The organism is Halorhodospira sp. 9628, assembly GCF_022228075.1.
In the GTDB taxonomy this organism is placed as follows: Bacteria; Pseudomonadota; Gammaproteobacteria; order Nitrococcales; family Halorhodospiraceae; genus Halorhodospira; species Halorhodospira halophila_A.
In genome coordinates, this window is the sequence record NZ_JAJNRF010000009.1 from 1 (window position 1) to 17,759 (window position 17,759).

At 56.3% G+C, this 17,759-nt stretch carries 19 protein-coding genes; 10 read left to right on the forward strand and 9 right to left on the reverse strand.

Annotation, left to right across the window (positions count from 1 at the left end):
• Window positions 1–41: 41 nt before the first annotated feature.
• The gene (locus tag LRG10_RS09580) at window positions 42–1,733 is read right to left on the reverse strand and encodes a bifunctional diguanylate cyclase/phosphodiesterase (RefSeq protein WP_238635361.1); all 1,692 of its coding nucleotides are present in this window, start codon (window positions 1,731–1,733) and stop codon (window positions 42–44) included.
• A 278-nt stretch (window positions 1,734–2,011) separates the two neighbouring features.
• Here LRG10_RS09580 and LRG10_RS13170 point away from each other — a divergent pair, with 278 nt between their 5' ends.
• From LRG10_RS13170 to LRG10_RS09595, 3 genes are all read left to right on the forward strand, one after another.
• Window positions 2,012–2,557, forward strand: coding sequence for a Tfp pilus assembly protein FimT/FimU (locus LRG10_RS13170; protein ID WP_274519784.1), 546 nt, complete (start codon window positions 2,012–2,014; stop codon window positions 2,555–2,557).
• A 75-nt stretch (window positions 2,558–2,632) separates the two neighbouring features.
• On the forward strand, window positions 2,633–3,397 hold the full coding sequence (locus LRG10_RS09590; protein WP_238635363.1) for a hypothetical protein: 765 nt from the start codon (window positions 2,633–2,635) through the stop codon (window positions 3,395–3,397).
• Window positions 3,398–3,828: 431 nt separating this feature from the next.
• Window positions 3,829–4,017, forward strand: a complete 189-nt coding sequence (locus LRG10_RS09595) for a hypothetical protein (protein WP_238635365.1) — start codon at window positions 3,829–3,831, stop codon at window positions 4,015–4,017.
• Here LRG10_RS09595 and LRG10_RS09600 read toward each other — a convergent pair.
• The gene (locus LRG10_RS09600; protein WP_162549336.1) at window positions 4,014–4,241 is read right to left on the reverse strand and encodes a helix-turn-helix domain-containing protein; all 228 of its coding nucleotides are present in this window, start codon (window positions 4,239–4,241) and stop codon (window positions 4,014–4,016) included. The genes LRG10_RS09595 and LRG10_RS09600 overlap by 4 nt on opposite strands.
• 333 nt (window positions 4,242–4,574) lie before the next feature.
• On the opposite strand from LRG10_RS09600, the gene LRG10_RS09605 reads away from it, so the two are divergent.
• Window positions 4,575–5,237 (forward strand): hypothetical protein, encoded by a 663-nt coding sequence (locus LRG10_RS09605; RefSeq protein WP_238635367.1) that lies wholly within the window; start codon window positions 4,575–4,577, stop codon window positions 5,235–5,237.
• Window positions 5,238–5,510: 273 nt separating this feature from the next.
• On the opposite strand, the gene LRG10_RS09610 is transcribed toward LRG10_RS09605, so the two are convergent.
• A complete protein-coding gene (locus LRG10_RS09610; protein ID WP_238635369.1) occupies window positions 5,511–6,671 on the reverse strand; it encodes a tyrosine-type recombinase/integrase in 1,161 nt (386 codons plus the stop codon).
• 492 nt (window positions 6,672–7,163) lie between these two features.
• Here LRG10_RS09610 and LRG10_RS09615 point away from each other — a divergent pair, with 492 nt between their 5' ends.
• The 6 genes from LRG10_RS09615 (at window position 7,164) to LRG10_RS09640 (ending at window position 11,146) form a co-directional block, all read left to right on the forward strand.
• Entirely contained in the window at window positions 7,164–7,565 is a 402-nt protein-coding gene (locus LRG10_RS09615; protein WP_238635371.1) for a hypothetical protein, read from the forward strand.
• An 82-nt stretch (window positions 7,566–7,647) separates the two neighbouring features.
• Window positions 7,648–8,406: a hypothetical protein gene (locus LRG10_RS09620; RefSeq protein WP_238635379.1), complete on the forward strand. Its 759-nt coding sequence runs from the start codon at window positions 7,648–7,650 to the stop codon at window positions 8,404–8,406.
• 266 nt (window positions 8,407–8,672) lie between these two features.
• A complete protein-coding gene (locus LRG10_RS09625; RefSeq protein WP_255772216.1) occupies window positions 8,673–9,122 on the forward strand; it encodes a Tfp pilus assembly protein FimT/FimU in 450 nt (149 codons plus the stop codon).
• Window positions 9,110–9,550: a type II secretion system protein gene (locus tag LRG10_RS09630; protein WP_238634187.1), complete on the forward strand. Its 441-nt coding sequence runs from the start codon at window positions 9,110–9,112 to the stop codon at window positions 9,548–9,550. Before LRG10_RS09625 ends, LRG10_RS09630 begins: the two co-directional genes overlap by 13 nt.
• On the forward strand, window positions 9,547–10,104 hold the full coding sequence (locus LRG10_RS09635; protein ID WP_238634186.1) for a prepilin-type N-terminal cleavage/methylation domain-containing protein: 558 nt from the start codon (window positions 9,547–9,549) through the stop codon (window positions 10,102–10,104). Before LRG10_RS09630 ends, LRG10_RS09635 begins: the two co-directional genes overlap by 4 nt.
• A gap of 19 nt (window positions 10,105–10,123) precedes the next feature.
• Window positions 10,124–11,146 carry a pilus assembly PilX N-terminal domain-containing protein gene (locus LRG10_RS09640; RefSeq protein ID WP_238635384.1) on the forward strand — a complete coding sequence of 341 codons (1,023 nt, stop codon included), beginning with the start codon at window positions 10,124–10,126 and terminating at the stop codon, window positions 11,144–11,146.
• Window positions 11,147–11,841: 695 nt separating this feature from the next.
• Here LRG10_RS09640 and LRG10_RS09645 read toward each other — a convergent pair.
• From LRG10_RS09645 to LRG10_RS09670, 6 genes are all read right to left on the reverse strand, one after another.
• Window positions 11,842–13,125, reverse strand: a complete 1,284-nt coding sequence (locus tag LRG10_RS09645; protein WP_238635386.1) for a hypothetical protein — start codon at window positions 13,123–13,125, stop codon at window positions 11,842–11,844.
• A 4-nt stretch (window positions 13,126–13,129) separates the two neighbouring features.
• Window positions 13,130–13,567, reverse strand: a complete 438-nt coding sequence (locus tag LRG10_RS09650; RefSeq protein WP_238635388.1) for a prepilin-type N-terminal cleavage/methylation domain-containing protein — start codon at window positions 13,565–13,567, stop codon at window positions 13,130–13,132.
• Between the two features lie 14 nt (window positions 13,568–13,581).
• On the reverse strand, window positions 13,582–14,073 hold the full coding sequence (locus LRG10_RS09655; protein ID WP_238635390.1) for a prepilin-type N-terminal cleavage/methylation domain-containing protein: 492 nt from the start codon (window positions 14,071–14,073) through the stop codon (window positions 13,582–13,584).
• On the reverse strand, window positions 14,060–14,599 hold the full coding sequence (locus tag LRG10_RS09660; RefSeq protein WP_238635392.1) for a Tfp pilus assembly protein FimT/FimU: 540 nt from the start codon (window positions 14,597–14,599) through the stop codon (window positions 14,060–14,062). Before LRG10_RS09660 ends, LRG10_RS09655 begins: the two co-directional genes overlap by 14 nt.
• A 68-nt stretch (window positions 14,600–14,667) precedes the next feature.
• The gene (locus tag LRG10_RS09665) at window positions 14,668–15,912 is read right to left on the reverse strand and encodes a type II secretion system F family protein (protein ID WP_238635394.1); all 1,245 of its coding nucleotides are present in this window, start codon (window positions 15,910–15,912) and stop codon (window positions 14,668–14,670) included.
• A gap of 12 nt (window positions 15,913–15,924) precedes the next feature.
• Window positions 15,925–17,757: a GspE/PulE family protein gene (locus LRG10_RS09670; RefSeq protein WP_238635395.1), complete on the reverse strand. Its 1,833-nt coding sequence runs from the start codon at window positions 17,755–17,757 to the stop codon at window positions 15,925–15,927.
• Window positions 17,758–17,759: the final 2 nt, after the last annotated feature.

Consider the following 17,759-nt stretch of genomic DNA (forward strand, 5'->3'; position numbering starts at 1 on the left):
CAGTTTTTTTCAGCTTTCCTTCGGCATGGTCTCGCCGCCCGTCACGCTTCCGGCGATGACCCCACTGCAAAGTCCTGCGCCTGGCCGGAGCGCTCCCGCGCAAAGGCCTCGCGAATGGTCTCCATGGGCTGCGGTGGGCAGATCCCGTACCCCTGAACGATATCGCACCCGGCGCTGCGCGCCATGGCCAGGGTGGCGCGATCCTCCACGCCCTCGGCGACCACCTCCATACCCAACCGACGACCCAGGCCGGCCACCGACTCCACGACCCGGCCGTCGGACGACGGCCCCGCCAGTTCCTGGATCAGGGCACGGTCGATCTTGAGGCTGGTCGCCGGCAGACGGCGCAGGTAGCCCAGCGACGTCTGCCCGGCGCCGAAGTCGTCGATGGCCACCCCCACCCCCCAGTCCCGCAGCCGCCCGAGCACCCGGCGGGCCTGCTGCGGGTCGGCGAGCACCGCCGACTCGGTGACCTCCACCTCCAGCTGCTCTGGCGAGGTGCCGGTCTCCGCGAGGGCCCGCTCCAGATCGCCGATCAGTCCGTCGTCGTTGAGGTTGCGTGCGGAGAGGTTCAACGCCACGTGCCAGGGGCGACCATCGCGCTGGAGCTCGGCCAGATCGCGCAGCGCGGCGGAGACCACCCAGGGCGTCAGCTCGTGGATCAGGTGGCTGCTCTCCAGCTGCGGGATAAAGCGCACCGGGGTCAACAGGCCGTGCTCCGGATGCTGCCAGCGCAGCAGCGCCTCGGTACCCACCACCCTTTCCTGCTCCAGGTGCCATTTGGGCTGGTGGTAGAGGCAGAGCTCACCGTGGGAGACCGCACGCCGGAAGCCGCTGAGCAGCACCAGGTTCTCGCGGCTGGTCTGATCACTGCCGGCATCGTAAACGCGCTCGCGCTCGCCCCGCCGGCTGGCCAGATCGGCGGCGATGGTCGCGCGCTGGATCAGCTCCTCGGCGCTGGCGCCGTGCTCCGGATGATCGGCCCGCCCGAAGGTCAGGTTCACGTAGAGCGGCACCCCATCGGCGACCAGGGGCTCCATAGAGTGCGCGCGGATGCGCGCTCGGACATCATCCAGCCGCTCCCCGTCGACGACCACCGCGAACCGCTCCCCGTGGAGGTGGTAGACCCCGGCATCGCCCTGGCACGAGGCCTGGAGCCGCTGCACCACGCCACCAATCAGCCGCACGCCCACCTCCGGGCCGAAGGTGTTCACCAGCTCGGTGTAGTTGTCGAAGATGGCCACCAGCACCGAGAGGCGCCGCGGGGCGTGTCCGGACACCGGCGGCTCCAGCGTCCGCTCTAGCGCCTGGCGTAGCGGCTGCTGGCTCGGCGCCCCGCTGACCGGGTCCTCGCCGAGCAGGCGGGCCACCGCCTGACCGAGCATGCCCACCACACCGCCGACAAAGACAAAAAAGGCAGTGCGGTAGATCCAGTTGACCGGGTCCTGCATCTCGCCGGTGGCGGTATCGATGGGCATCCCCGGCCCCAGAGCGAGCCCGCCGGCGAGCCCCGCGGCCACGCCGCCGGCAGCGCCGAAGAGGGCGGCGCCGAGCAGCACGGGCACATACATGACGTGGGAAAACGCGTACCGGATACCGCCGGTCTCCCAGACCAGGAAGGTCGCCGCGGCGATGAGCCCAGCGATCCCCGCAACCGCCAGCCAACGCCGCAGCCCCGCGGGGTGTTGCCAGCGCGTCAGGGCGAGCGCCAGCCAGCGGTCAATCCGTACCATGGGCGGCCTTCTCCGTAGCCTTCATGGGCGCCGCGAGCCGACCGACCCACGACCGGTCCAGCATAGACCACTGCGCACCCCGGCGGATAGCCACCCGGCATCCCTTCCCGCGACGGTTTGACACGCTCCGGGGCGGTATCGCGCGCTTGCCTCGCTTCACATCGCCAGTTCCCACGTTTACTATAGGTTTACTGCAGTCTCGTGCCCGCCTCCCCCACGGGCGCTATGCAGTAACCGACCGGCCGTACGCGGCCGAACCAAAGCAGGAGAGTAGCCCGATGGAGGAAAGCATGGAGCGATCCAGCCACTCCCGCACGGTCAGCCTCGTCGACCTGGCCAAGCAGTACGTCCACCGCCTGAGCAGTGAGCCCCGCCGCCGCCGTCAGCGTGAAGAAGGCTTCACGTTGATTGAGCTGGTCATAGTCATAGCTGTTTTGGGCATCCTCGCCGCGATTGCGGTGCCTCAGTTCACGGGAATTCAGGAACGAGCTAGCGCAGCTACTTTTGGCAGCGCCGTAGCCAGTGCTATCACTGACGCGAACTCCCAGGTTCGTACGCGGAGAGATCTTGATTGGGAGACTGTCTTTGAAAGTGAGCCCTGCGATCAACTTGGCGACCCTAATTCAAATGACGATTTTGATCCAAATGGCTGGTACGAAGGCAACGACTTGTCAGTAATACCACAACCGAACCTTTCCGACGACGATTGGGATTGGTATGCTGACGACAACAATGGCGATTATGCGAGCAGCGTAACTATTCCCGGGACTGCCACCGGCGGCGATGCCGAGACCTGCTACCTCCACGATGGCGGTACGTCGTAGTCTCAACTAGTTTGGTCCTGCTTAATGTGGCTACCTAACTCTAGGTGGCCACTTTTTTTTCGTATATATTAAAATATGAAAATGTTCGCAATATCATTCCACCGCCCCGCTCTCCTTACCACAATCGTAATACTACTAGCGGGCTACCTTGGCGCCATCATTAGTGATTTTTGCGGCCTAACATCTCATTATATCTTTCATGACTGGGTTTTTTCTTATTTTTTTGATGAAGCCGGTATTGTTGAAAGGGCTCAACACGTCTATCTTGCCCTAGGCGCTGTCTTTAGCGCTGGTTGCGTCGCCTATAAAACCAAGAATCACCAACCATCAGCAGGATGGTGGATCCTCGCCGCGGGCTTCCTGCTTTTATACCTCGAAGACGCCCACAACACTCGTCACTACATTGCCCGCACCCTTCTTGACATAGACCGCGAAACGCCGCTCCTTCAAGCTACCATAGAGCTGAGTTACTACGCCTTCTTAGCCAGCGTGATGCTCCTGGCGCTGTTCTTCCTTCTCCGCTCGGGAACGCTACCACAGCTTGCCAGACGGCTTTTTCTGATCGGCTATCCCCTCTATGGCCTGATCGCCTTTGCATCCGCCACACGGAACGTTGGCGACTGGTACAGGGTGGTTGGCTCATGGATCCAGAAACGCCTCATAGAAGGCCGTACAATCTCTCCACCCTGGAGTGATGAGGTCTACACCTGCACCGCCATCTCTTCCTTTCACTTCATGGATGGCCTCGTTGAGGAGTCCATAGAACTCATTGCAGCCACATTGCTTCTTGCTGCCGTGCTTTATTGCTTTCAGGAATATCGTAAGCCTTTTGTATCTTGATCTCAAACTCGTTCTTCAAAGATCTCAGCGTCGTGAGATTCGATCTTTCCTATTATCGCTCTCTTCCCTCTCTACGATAAAATAATTAATCCATTCTCTCTTTTCTCGCCCCGCTCTTCTATCTCTCTTTCGTACAAACATCTTGATGACAACCTGAACCCGAAATTATTAATACAAACACCTTTTGCCATTGACGGAACACCAAGGGCTATCACGAAATTCCAGAACATAAGCGGCCAACAATAGTATTAATATAAACCTTCCCCTTTTTGTTCAGAAAATCTTTATAACAAAATTCCTTCCTGGTCAATTTCTCTTGCGTCTCTTGACCGAGAATCTGAACCAATTATACTTGGAATCTCTAGAGCGGAAAAGGAGCAGAATAACATTAATATAAATTTTTTGGAACACGCACAACAAAAGGAGGAACAATGAAAGAAAAATTTGAAGACTGGGCGTTTGTTTATATGAAATTTGTTGATTTATTGCACCACGGCCTTACACCGGAACAAACTTTTATTGATATATCGTACTATTGCTTCCACGAAGACATTGAGCTATCCAACCATACTTTGCATGAGTTGCTGCACGCAGCCATGATAGAAGTTTATTATCATTAGTTTTTCTCATGCCTTGAGTATTCAGAGAACTCAACGATGTCTCGCACAAGGTAGCGAATACAGTTGTCTGAGTACTGGTAATATGGAAGACGCCCTTCAAGACGAAGCCTCTGAAGCTGACGGACAGATAAGCCTGTTATCTTTGCAGCCATTTGACCGTTTACAAGCTCGTCTGCCCCGATCTCTTCACCAGCGATGATGATATAAAAATTTTCTTTGCTCATTTCGTATATTTTCTTTTTGCTATAAATATTTATGACAGATAGGCGCCTACTGTCTTTTAAGGCCATTTAGATATCACTTTCTTTTAGCAAGCCAGATAATTTTATAGATGCTCCCTTCCTCTTTGCTGTCTTGCTTACCTTCCCTGTTTTTGATTTTGAACGATGTTATTAACAAGTTGAGCAACCTCTAACGCTATAGGCGATTGGTTGTTGACGTTAGTTGGGCCTCAACAATAAATGAAACCGCGAAAGCTACTTGAGAGCTTTCCTTGGTTTAATAGTGTCTAAATTATTGATAACTATGAAGAAATAATGAACAAAGGAGAATAAAACATGATACATCAGCAATCACATCAATATAGCCTTCTTAAAAATAAAAAACACTGCCAACATAAAGCATTTGATGAAATCGTTAATAAAAAAGATTTCACAGAGATCTTACCTAACCAGGAGCTTGTTCAAGCTAACAAGAAAAAATTTGCAAGATCAGAGATAACAAACTGGTTAACTACGGTCTCTAACCTCAACAACATAAAATGGGAATACTTCGTAACATTAACTTTCAGGAATGAGATGACATCCTACGAAGAGTCCAAAAATGTTGTTAGCAAATTCCTGAAGAACCTCAATAATGAAATCTTCGGCAAAAGATCTAAGAAAAGTCTTCAATGGTTGGTTTTTATAGAGAAGTCACAATATCATGGTTACCATGTTCATTTGATAATTGGGGATTTCCTTGAAAAATTATCTACGGATAGCCAAATAAGGAGATGCGGGAATGAAGAGTTGTTCAAATATATATTAGAAAAGACTTGGAACAATGTTGATCAAAGAACAGGGAAACCAGACTTTTACTCTTTTGAATCAAGCTTCCAGCATATATACAATGACGAGGCTCTTTATCAGTACTTAACGAAACAGCTTGGTTCTGTTGGATCAGAAGTTTTCGCCTTCGATTTGATGAATCTTGATGGGAGGTATAATAAGCTGATATGACTTTCTGGATGTGATGAAGTCTGGGACGACTTCTATTTTTCCTAGGGAATGGATAGAGAAGGCAATAGCTGTGTTTAACGGAGGGGGTCGGTAGGGGTGCACTGCCTCCCCTGCAATGAAGCCACAGAGAGCCGCACAGAGCTTCTGAGTAGATGATGAGGGTGAGATGCAAAGTTGCTCGAAGTTGTTTTGTTGACCCTTTTGCTAGAACATGGGGAAAGACCCCTCATCTTCTTCTGACTTTGAGATGAGGGGTCATTTTGCTGACCCTGCCTACGCATTGATTTTCTCCGCAACAGCATTGCTATACTTTTTCAAATCGCTATCTAGCAGATGTATATACCTCATGGTGGTGTTTATCGAAGAATGCCCAAGAAGTCTTTGCACTTCCGGAAGCCCAGCGCCACTCTTTAAAGTTAATGAAGCAAAAGTGTGGCGAAGGTCATGCACTCGAATATTTTCATCCAAGCCTGCTTTACGCAAAACCCGCTTAAAAGGATCATTGATACACTTATATGGCTCGCGAGTTCCTGGCTTTGGAAACAGCAAATCAGTCCCATCCTTTCTCGTAATGTTGCAAACAAGGTCTACAGCGGAATTAGGTAACATCACCTTTCGTGGTCCAGATTTTCCGTTTACATACCAGACCTGTTCTTGCAAATTGAACTGACTAAACCGGGCATTAAGCACCTCAGACCTTCTCGCTCCTGTCAAAATTAAAAGCTTTATTATATTGTGTAGGTGAGGGTGCTTGTGCTTTTTAGCGGTTTTTAAAAGTTTCTCGATTTCGTCCTTCGACAAAATCCTCTCTTTTTCATTGTAAACCTTTGGCTTCTTGGCTTTTTTGACCGGGTTACCGGTAACCATAGGTATTTCTTGTTCCATAGCTATGGTGTAGACATGTGACAACGTTGCCACAATTCTTTTCCTGGTGGATGGCTTTAGTCCCTTTTCCGCTAACACGTCCAAAAACTTCTCAACGTCTTTCTTCGAAATATTAATTAGTTTGCGATCTCCAAGATAAGGAAGAACGTGTTTTCCTACTAACTGTTGGTCCGTGACAAAGCTTCTCTTGTTCGCCCTTGAATAAGGCATGTAGACTTCATTGAAGAAATCTTTTAGCGTTGGACATTGTCGTCTTTTTATTTTTTCATCTTGGGGGTTCGGGTTTTCCCCGCTAACTATTTTGGCCGCCTTCGCTTGGGCTGCGCTCCTAGCATCTTTTAGTTTTATTTCTTCAAACCGCGCGATCTTTACGTGCCTAATGTTGTTGTCTGCATCTCGGTATCGATAAAAATAACTGGCACTACCACTAGGTCTGATCTCTACGATCAGGTTTTTGATTCTTTCATCGGAAATTATTTTTTTCTTCGATCCTTTCTGGACCTCTTGAATTTTCTTTTTAATAAACGTCTCCGTTAATTTCGATGACACGGCGCACCCCCACTGGCTTCGGCTACGTCATTATGGCGTGACGAAGGTCCATTATAGAGGCAGTGTTCCGGTTTTCAAGATGAACTCGCTATTTCCGTTAGTTGCCGTCTTTTATTTTTTGTTTTGCTTATGTTTCTTTAAAACAAATGCCGAAGATTCTTTATAATAATCTCTACCGGAACGTTAATAGAAACAAGGCGACTTATCGCTGATTATTTTTAATAATGATATTCTTTTCTCGGTCGCATATGCACATGATAGGTGGTTTTGACCTAATGCGTCGGCTGCCTTTTCCCTCTATAGCTCAGTTTACAAAATACTTTGTCCGCCTCATGATTGAAATCAAGGTTGCATTCGGTCGACGCGATAGGAGGGCCTACTGTTAGGCATAGGATAGGTGCGGCTTCACACGGCTCTGCCCGCGAGCATAGGTGTCTGAACCTGCAAGCTTTTTCGAACGGTCATAATTTAATTAAGATTGAGCTGGTTATCGTGTTGGCAGTGCTTGGTGTTCTCGCCGCGATTGCGGTGCCGCAGTTTCTGGGTGTTCAGGAGCGAGCTGAGGTCACCTCAGCCATCAGCTCCATTAATAGTGCATTGTCTGAAGTAGACGTCGGTGTCCGCACGCGTAGTGGTACAACTTGGAACGACGACTTGCGTTGTGACATTTTTAATGATGCAGCGGGTGACAGTCTTGATCCCTCCGGCTGGTACAGCGGCGACGATCTGGGGATTGCTACGATTAGCATGCCCGACTTAGACAACTACACTATCAGGGATTGGAACGACGACACCGATAATGACGACCTCGTTGCGGATTTTCGTATTCCTCAGAATGCTCTAGATGATCCGGATAATAACGAGGCCCGATGCGCCGTTGTTGAAGATTCGTAAAAACACCTACCTTTTATGAGTAATTATAATATTGCGGGCCACCTTCGGGTGGCCCGCAATATTATTGACCTCTAATATTCGCATGAGCTATTACAAACCTCAGATCCTCTTCTGGTTCACCACCTTCTTTTTAATCATTGGTTACACCGGAGCGTTCCTATCCGACTTCTGCCATAATATTAACCTTGTTAGCCACTTCGATACATTTACAACATTTTATTTTTTCACAGAAGCCGGACCGGTCGAGATTCTTCAACATGCTTACCTCGCTCTAGGCTTCGTCTTCAGCGCTGGTTGCCTCGCCTACCAAGCCAAAAGCCACCAACCTACAGCAGGCTGGTGGGTTCTCGCCGCAGGTTTCCTTCTTTTATACCTTGAAGACGCTCATAACACCCGCCACTACATAACCCGCAACATCTTGGAGATCGACAGCACTACCCCTGTTCTTCAAGCTACCGTAGAGCTTAGCTACTACGTCTTCTTAGCCAGCGTGATGCTCCTGGCTCTCTTCCTTATTCTACGCTCAGGAACGCTGCCCAAGCTCGCCAGACGCCTTCTACTGATCGGCTACCCCATCTATGGCCTCATCGCCTTTGCATCGGCCACACGGAACATTGGCGACTGGTACAGAGTTGTTGGTTCCTGGATCCAGGAACGCCTCATAGAAGGCCGCACAATCTCTCTACCCTGGAGTGACGAGGTCTACACCTGCACCGCCATCTCTTCCTTCGAGTTCATGGATGGCCTCGTCGAAGAATCCATAGAACTCATCGCAGCCACATTGCTTCTTGCTGCCGTGCTTTATTGCTTTCAGGAGTATCGTAAGCCTTTCGTTACTTGATCGCGCCTCCTTCCAACAATCATCTACGCAGCTAGAACCCAGAGGTCGACGCGGACTTGGATGCTCAACACCTACGAGTCAGCTTTGACGGAACAAAATTCCCATGATTTCTCCATTGCTTATGCTATGCTGAAGGTTGATCGAGATCGAGCGGCTTCTGGCTGGGACTCAGGGGTGCGCCGCTTCTAGGGTGGGGACGGGCACAACACATGAGCGGACAGGATCGTACAGCGTCTGGATGGCAGCGATTGCCGCACCCCCTCCGCATGGTCCCAGGCAACTGCCAGGGGATGACCTTGATTGAGTTGGTCACCGTTCTGGTCATTCTCAGCATCCTGGCCTCAGTGGCGGTCGGGGCCTGGCCACAGGGCGTCGGGCTGGGGCAGAAGGACCGGCTGGCAGCGGATCTTCGCTACGCCCAGGCCCAGGCAATGAACCGCGGCGCACGCGCCTGCGTGATGCCCTCGGAGGACGACGCCTACCACCTGGAAATCGACGGTACCTCGAGCTCCTGGGCGGACGGCTCAACCGCCCGCCCGCTCGACGGTGTCTCACTCGACCTCGGGGGCGAGCCCTTGTGCTTCGAATCCGCTTACGGGCGTGTGGTACGCGGTGGGGAGTCGGTGACTCTTAGCCTCCGACGCAACGGCGATGAGAGCCGCCTTTGTATCTACGTGGAAACTGGCTATGTGGAGACTCGCCCATGCGAGTCCTAAGACGCACCGGTCCGCCGACTCGAACCCGAGGATTCACCCTCCTCGAGCTGATCGTCACGCTCGTCATTCTGGGCATCGTCGTAACGGCTCTTGCCAACTGGTGGCGCGCGCTGCTGCCGCAGATCGGCCTTGATCGTGATTACGCCCAGAATACCCAGCTCATGCAGACGGCCATGGAGCATATGCTCGCGGCAAAGCGCTATGGTGACCTGTTCTCTGATGACCCGCGGGAGGCTCTCGTCGGGCTCAGCTCGGACGAGCTGGCCAATCGTATTAAGTTGGCCGATGGCTTGAAAGAAAAGGTACGCCTTGAAGTGCTGGAGGGACCTAAAGACAACTTCTACGTCTTCGAGGTGGAACCGGTGACATCGCGCTGGGGCACTGAGCCCCTCCGGATGACGGTCGTGGACTTCGAGCAACGGCCATGAAAGAGGAACGGGAAGTGGACGTAGCGCCTACTGTGCCTCCCCGGAAACGTGACCAGCGCGGCTTCACGCTGTTAGAGCTTGTCTTGGTGCTGATCCTTGCGGGCATCCTCTCCGGCGTGCTGGCTGGGATCTTCAGCGGAGCGCTCGGCGTCTGGACCGACGCGCAACGAGAGGCCGATATCTCCCGACAGCTGACCTTGGCGACGGAACGCTGGGTTCGGGACATGCGAATGGCTACCGAGAAGCCCCACCAGGCCGACGATCTCGCCGCTGGCGAGTGCCGTTTGGTGTTCACCAAGAAGATCCTTAACGGCGCGACCCGCGAGGTCATTTACGAGTACCGCACGGCCGATGGGTACTTGCGGCGCAATGGAGTCCCCTTGGCGAAACTCGATGATGGCGGCTCCTGCGACTTTGCCTCTGTCGACCTAACACTGAATGAAGATCCCCTCGAGAACGAGCACGACCGAGGATATGTGTGGCGCATGGAACTCAACGACGGTAGGCGCGGCGGCGAAACGTCAATCAGCGCCTCTGTATTCCCCCGCCAGTAGCAACAAGGCAGGGCCCGACATGGACAATCACGGCACTCGCTTCACCGGGCACCCGCGGCAGCACGGGGCTTTCCTCGTGTCGCTCATCTTCCTCCTCGTCCTCGTCGGTGCCGGGGTCGCGGCACTGACCACCACCCTCCTTACCGACATTGTCACCAGCGACACACAACGGGATGGTGTTCGCGCCCTGTACGCGGCCGAGAGCGGTTTGGAACGAACCAGTGGTTTCTTGCGCGACAACCCGGACCTCTCGGACGTCGAGCAGATGTGCGGAACGCTCGACGACTGGACCTCTGAACATACGCCCGCATTCGAGGGAGACGAAGGTGGAAACTTCTCCGTATCAGCTGGGCTCTCTCCCGACGAAAATTGCCTCGTCACCATTACCGGCTGGACTCCGGAAGGCGACAAGGAAAACGCTCGCGCCCAAAGAACGGTGGAGGTGGTGTTCACGGACGCACTACTCGAAAACAGAGGGCATGCCCCGGCTGGATCCCTCCTCGGCGAAAACTATTGGACCAACCTTTCCGCTGGCAACCCGCGGGACTTTAATACCGATCTCGACCCCCCCCGCCTTTGGTTAAGCAGCGGCTCCGGACGAGATTCTTTCAATCGCAACCAACCGGTTGATAGCTTAATTAAGGAGGACTTTCCTGCCGACCAGAGTTGGTACCTCTTTTTGAGTCTCAGCGCCCGCTCCGAGGGAGTCGTCAAAGATTTCGGTTTGCGACAATTGGGCAAGGTCAAAAAAAACGAAAAAGACAGCGAAGACGCAAACCGAGAAAGAATGTTCGTCTCTTCACACGCACGCACAGCAGATCTGAAAGAGCTTGGGTACGACTACGCCGTCGAGATGACAGGGGTTACCAAAGAGCAAATCAACCACCCGAGCGCCAGGTTCACCATTGCATGGGAAGGGGACTCCATTGAGCTGGATTACCTATGCCTAGGCACGGAAGAAGATTGCCAGCGCCACTCGCGACTGTCGGCTGACCAGAACCCTATCGACGTGGAAGCCAGTACACCATGGGGCGAGTATTAGCAGCTCTTAATGTACCTGGGATGCGGACAAATCTCGTCTGGACACCCGCTTTGAGGGGGCGTAGCATGCTTCGGCATGGATACGGAGGGCCATGTCATTGGGCAGCATGTGCCCGCCTCGATCACGGGCTGGCCGTGGCCGCGCTTGCTTGATGAGCTCGGGCGGCTGTCCTGGATCCCGGCGGAGACCGAGCTCTAGGCGCAGCGCTGGGATGCGCTCATGGATGAGGAGCATTTCTTGGGGGGTCTGGGGTCCGTGGATCCTCGACATCTGTCTCTCAGACCCCCTTCGTTGCGGGCCTTCAGGCCGACGTGCCTTAGGTGTCGAATGGCCACCGCCCCACGGACCCTCGGCCTTCATCACTGCCGCTGCCTCACCTCCGGACCGCTAAGGTGACCACCTACAGTGGGAGCGATCAGACTCCGCCATGCCGGGGCTCTACGGCGCGACCGTCGCGGAGACTCCGGCATAACGAGGCTCATCGGAGAAGTGCTCACGGTCTCCCGGCCCGAGACTCAAGTAGCTGGCGTCCAGGCGAGTTGTGTCCGCACCCCAGCCGGATCCTGGGCGCGGACCATAGGGTCAACTGCGGTGGACCGCTCATTGTCCCTTTTCATCGTAATTCAGGCATGAATGGAGCGGCCCGCCTCTCACTGTTACCGCGATAGGCAACGGCGAATGAGCAATTTACAAGCTCACTCGCGGTACGACCAACTCTGGACTATACCATCCACGTCACCCACCGCGAACTCCGGATCGCAGCTCACGGGGAGTTCTTCATCCGTGCAGATAACATTGCCCGTTATCTCAGGTCCCCCACGCACATAGTCGATGTCATTGTCCGCATAGCTGGCCCAGCCGTCCTTATCTTTAGTGAACACATCTCCGTCGAAAGAGATACCAGAATCCATACTCCCTGCGCGCCCGGTATCATGGACGAGCGGCAGCTCCGGGGCGTTATCGTGGCCGAAATAGACGTCGCCCCCGAACGATAGCGTCGAGTAACGCAGGCGATCGAAGTCGCGCGGGGGATCATAGTCCTCGGACCGAGCACACCACCCCAACAACCCCCACTCGGCACAGTACTCCGTTGGTGGCTCACCCAGCGCCAACAGGCTATCGTCACCGCTGAAGAGGTGGACATCACCGCGGAAGACGGCCGTATCCCGGAACTCGAAATCGGTCCAGCCGCTCTGCTGCTGCGCCTGTCCCTCGACCAGCAGGGTGGCGTCCCCGCCAAACACCACGCCTTCGTCAAAGTAAATATCCGCCCGCGTTGCCGCGGCCGAATCGATACTGATGGTCACCGAGTCCTCGAAAAGCACAGGCCGCTGGAAATGGACCTCATCAGCGCCCTGGGGGATATCCAGGCGGTTGCCGTACAGCTCCAGGCCCACGTCCGACTCATACCCCGCGGGATCGACCAGGTGGGCAATCCAGTAGAAGAGCGGATCCCCCGGGCATATCTCGTCTACCTCGAACCAGCCAAAATCGAGATCCTCGAGGCACGCCTGCTGATCCGCTAGATGCTGTGTGATGGCATCGGTGGACAGGCGGTTGATGGGGAGCCCGACATCGAGCACATGCTCGGCTCGGGCTTGATCTCGCGACGCCGCATCCAGCCCCGTGAACCTGAACACCGGATCATCGTCTTCCACGCCAACCGGTGCACCGTCGAAATGGAATCCCACCGGCTCCCTATCCCCGAAAGCGTGTACGGCGTCCCGGTCCTCCATCTGAACCCCGAGTAACGAGCCCGTCTCAGCGGCGTAGAATGCACGAACATCATCAAGGAGCACCGAGCTCGTCTCTGCCCTACCCGTCAACAGAGCCGCCATCGTGGCTGATATCGCGCCGACGGCGAGCAGGACAAAGACCGATATGATTAGTACTCCCCCGCCCTGGTCGCCCCGCACGGACGCTTCTCGAGCTTTTTGTTGTCTTAACATAATAGCCTTACCCCTCTCCGAAAGGATCACAAATCTAGTAGTTCCGTGTCCCAACAACCGTCTTCACGTTCTCGCCAGCATCAAATTCAAAAATCAATTCGTAGAGATATATATCACCATCACGATCAGGGGCTTCGATTTGATACTCCTCGCAGGTCAAATCATCTGGCCGCCACTCTTCACCAACCCCGACCAATATATCCTCATCATAATCTGGGCATTTCCCCGGACCTGATGCTTCCACCATTACCTCGCGACTCATTCTTTGAAGCGCATAATTCAGCTCTTCTTTCGTGGTGACCTCGTCCTGAAAAACTGTTCGCACCTCAAACACAGAAGCTAAAGGTCGCGCTATCAGAACGGCCAACAAAGATGAAAGAGCAAGGACAATGACTAGCTCCAGGAGGGTAAAACCCGCTGTTCCTCGCTGGCTGCAAAGTCTTTTAGGCAACGGTGTCTGCGTATCTTTCATCTTATTGACCGCCCTTAGTCTGTAACCGGCAACCCAAAGTAAACCGGCGATGCTCCATCCACATCGCTGGTGATCATAAACTCAGTGTAATCATCACCTACAACATTACAGTACACCTCAATGCCAAGATCGTTATTACCGCAATAGGCGTCTAAATCTACGTCAATGTCACAGTCATTACCGGTACCGGTATCGAGAAGATCGTCAACAGTGATATCTTCATCGTCATCGTCTAAACCGCCGCATTCATCTAACCCTTCAACATTTGAACCGTCAAAAGCATCCTCTCCTACGGCACGGTGACAAGCGAGGATGACCTCGGCACAACCCTGGGCTTTCCGTGCGAAGCGATCGATGTCATCAACATCATCCAGCGACTGGAAAAGGGGCACCACAGCGGCAAGACCGGCCATAGCGAACCCCAAGACGAGGATTGCTACAATCGTTTCCAGCAGGGTTAATCCTGACTGCTTCTTTGGCCCACTCTTAATCTTACGAACATTCATCGGATTGCACCGCGCTGGAGTCGCCGTCAAGACAGATGCTCACCTCTTCATCTCCTGAGCTAATGGTTATTTCGTGCTCGCTATCCACCTCGCCATATGGATATTTAAATTCGATAGTCTCATCATAGTCGATAGTAAAATTATTTTTGCAATTAAAATCGGCTGAAAAGTCCTCGCATCTACGCTGTACATCTATCCCGCCGGGGCATCCAGAACTATTTATTCGCCAATCGTATTCGTTCCCGTTAACCTTGCCATCAAAACTGATCGACGGCGGGTCATTATCAGGGTTTCCACACCGCATGGCATCCTGCCGCATAATCCGTAGATCCGATGCCAGACGGCTCTGTACTTCTTCTAGGTCGAGCTGCTCCTGCGCCCCACCAAAATTCGGCACAGCGATGGCGACGAGTACGCTCGCGATGATGAGAACTAGGGTGATTTCAACAAGCGTGACGCCCCGCTGGCGCCGGCGGAGGGCCGGGGCACGCGGAGCCGATGGAAGGCGCGGCACTTCGTTTTTCATGGTCTACCTCATTCCCCCCGGCTTGCCCGGGGGGCGGACTGTCTTTGCGCTGACGGGACTACGGCCCCCTAAAGGGCTTCGGTCCCCAACTGCCACATGGGCAGGAAGATGCCTGCGGCCAGGACCAGCACCAGCAGGGCGATGAAGCCGATGACGAACGGCTCGATGTAGGAGGAGAGTTTCTCCAGGTCCGCCTCGACCTCGCGCTCGTAGAAATCGGCCACGTGGTCCATCATGTCCGCAACCTGGCCGGTCTCTTCGCCCACGGCGAGCATCTGCAGCACCAGGGGGGTGAACAGCCCGCTGCGCACCGACACCTGGTGGAGGCTCTCGCCCTGCTCGATGCCGTCGCGCAGCGTCCGAATGCCCCTTCCGATATAGGCGTTATCCGTGGCTTCTGCCACGGAGTCCATCGCCTGCAGCAACGGCACGCCGGAGCGCACGGCCATCGAGAAGGTCCGGCCGAAGCGGGCGAGCAGCGCCAGCTGCAGGATCTTGCCGATGCCCGGCAAGCGGAGCTTGAATCGGTCCCAGAGGTAGCGGCCGTTTTCCGAGCGCAGGTAGGCCCGCGCGGCGAAGTAGGCCCCAACGGCCCCGATGAGCAGGTAGAGCCACTGCTCCTCCATGAACTCGGAGGTGGTGATCAGCGCCACCGTGGCCGCGGGCAGATCCGCCCCCATCTGCTCGAAGATGTCGCTGAAGGCGGGGATGACGAAGATATTGACCACCACCAGGGCGATGGCGATGGCGATAAAGACAAACGTGGGGTAGCGCAGCGCCTGCTTGACCCGCTGCCGGGTGACACGCTCCTGCTCCAGGTTCTCGGCCATGCGGTTGAGCGACTCCTCCAGCTGGCCGGAGTCCTCGCCGACGCGCACCATGGCGATGAGCAGGGTCGGGAAGATGTCGTCGTGCCGCCCCATCGCCTGGCTGAGCGACTGGCCGCTCTCCAGGCTGGCGGCGATCTCCTCCAGCGCCCGGTTCAGGCGCTTGTTGCTGCCGCTCTCGGCCAGCCCGCGCAGGCAGCGGATGATGGGCACCCCGGCGTGGAGGAGCGCGCTGAGCTGGCGGACGAACGTAACCAGCTCCTCGAGCGTGACCTTCTGCCCGATGTTGTACTGCTCAAGCAGCTCGGTGAGGTCCATGTTGAGGCCACTGCCGCCGCCCCCGTCACCGCCGGCGGCTTCCACCGAGATCGGGGTCACGCCGCGTGAGAGCACCTCGTCAATGGCGCCGTCGCGGTTCGGGGCCTCGATACGGCCCTGCACCTCGCGGCCGTCCTGTGCGCGGCCCCGGTACCGGAAATTCGGCATGCCCCCTCCCGATCAGTCCCCTGCAGTGGTCTCCGAGGGGCGCGCCTGGGGCGCGGCCCCCGTCCCGGCGGCGCTGCTCGCCCCGTGGGCGTTCTCCTCGGCGGCCTGCACCTGAACCGCCCGGTTCTCGTCGCGCATGGTGCTCTCGTCCATCTCGCCGAGCACGCGGAAGACCTCCTCGAGGGTGGTCACCCCCTGCTGCGCGTAGTCCAGGGCGACATGGCTCATGGGCCGGTACCCCGGGTCCGCGGCGCAGGCGGCGGCAAAGCCCGACTGGTCGCCCTGGCGCAGGGCCTCGATCATGTCGGCGTTGAGTTCCAGCAGCTCGAACACGCCGATCCGCCCGCTGTAGCCGGTCTGACTGCAGGAGGGACACCCCCGCCCGTGGTAGAGCTGGACCCGGCTGGCGTCCTCGCCAAAGACGCTCTGCAGCCAGGCGTGTTCCTGATCGTTGGGCGTGTAGGGCTGCCGGCACTTGGTGCAGATCCGGCGCAGCAGGCGCTGGGCCAGGATGGCGCGCAGCGCGGCGACGAGCATGTACGGCTCGGCGCCCATGTCCAGCAGGCGGTTGGCGGTGGAGACGGCGTCATTGGTGTGCAGGGTGGAGAAGACCAGGTGGCCGGTGATCGCCGCCCGCATGCCGATGTCCACGGTCTCCTCGTCACGCATCTCGCCGACCATGACGATATCCGGGTCCTGGCGCAGGGTCGTGCGTAGCACCCGCGCGAAGGTCAGACCGATGCTCTCGCGGACCTGGACCTGGTTGATCCGCGGCACCCGATACTCCACCGGATCCTCGACGGTGATGATCTTGACGCCGGGCCGGTTGATCTCCGACAAAGCCCCGTAGAGCGTCGTCGACTTGCCGGAACCGGTCGGCCCGGTGACCAGCACCATGCCGTACGGCATATGGATCAGTCGCCGCAGGCGCTGGAGCAGGTCCTCCGGCATGCCGGTTTCACCCAAAGAGCTCACGCCGCCGGTCTGGTCGAGCAGGCGCATCACCACGCCCTCACCGTGCTGCAGCGGCAGCGTGGACAGGCGGACGTCGATGCTGCGGCCGTGGACGCGGACCTGGAAGCGGCCGTCCTGGGGCAGGCGCCGCTCGGTGATGTTCAGCCCGCACATGAGCTTGAGCAGCGAGACGAGCGCGGCGTGGATGTTCTGCTGGCGGAAGATCTGCTCCTGAAGGACGCCGTCGCGCCGGGTGCGGATGCGCAGCGAGCGCTCCTCGGGCTCGATGTGGATGTCCGAGGCCCCCACCTGGACCGCGTCCTCGAACAGCGACTGGAGCAGGCGCACCACTGGCGCGCTGGCGCCGCCCTCGCCCACCGGCAGGGTGGAGAGGTCGATATCATCGGCGCTGCTGAACTCGCGGCCGAGCTCCTCGGCGATGTTGCTGATCTCTTCAGTACGGCGGTAGACGAGGTTGATCAGCTCGCGGATCGAGGACTCCCGGGCCACCGCCACCCGGACCGGCTTGTGCAGCACCCGCTGGAGTTCGTCGTAGGCGATCAGGTCGCTCGGGTCGGCCATGGCGACGAGGAAGTCCTGCGCCGTCTCCTCAAGCAGGAGGGCTGCAAAACGCCGGGCGTAGTTCTCCGGCAGCTGGCCGGAGACATCCGCGTCCAGGAAGTAGTCGTTGGGATTGACCCAGGGCACCTCGAGCTGCTCGGAGAGCACTCGCAGGATCTGATCCTCGCTGACGAACTCCAGGTCGATGAGCTGCCGGCCGAGCTTTTCACCGCTCTGGCGCTGTTGCTCGAGGGCGGTCTGCAGCTGTTTCTGGCTGATCAGACCCTGCTCGACGAGCAGATCCCCGAGGCGGATCTTCCTGCGCAGCATAG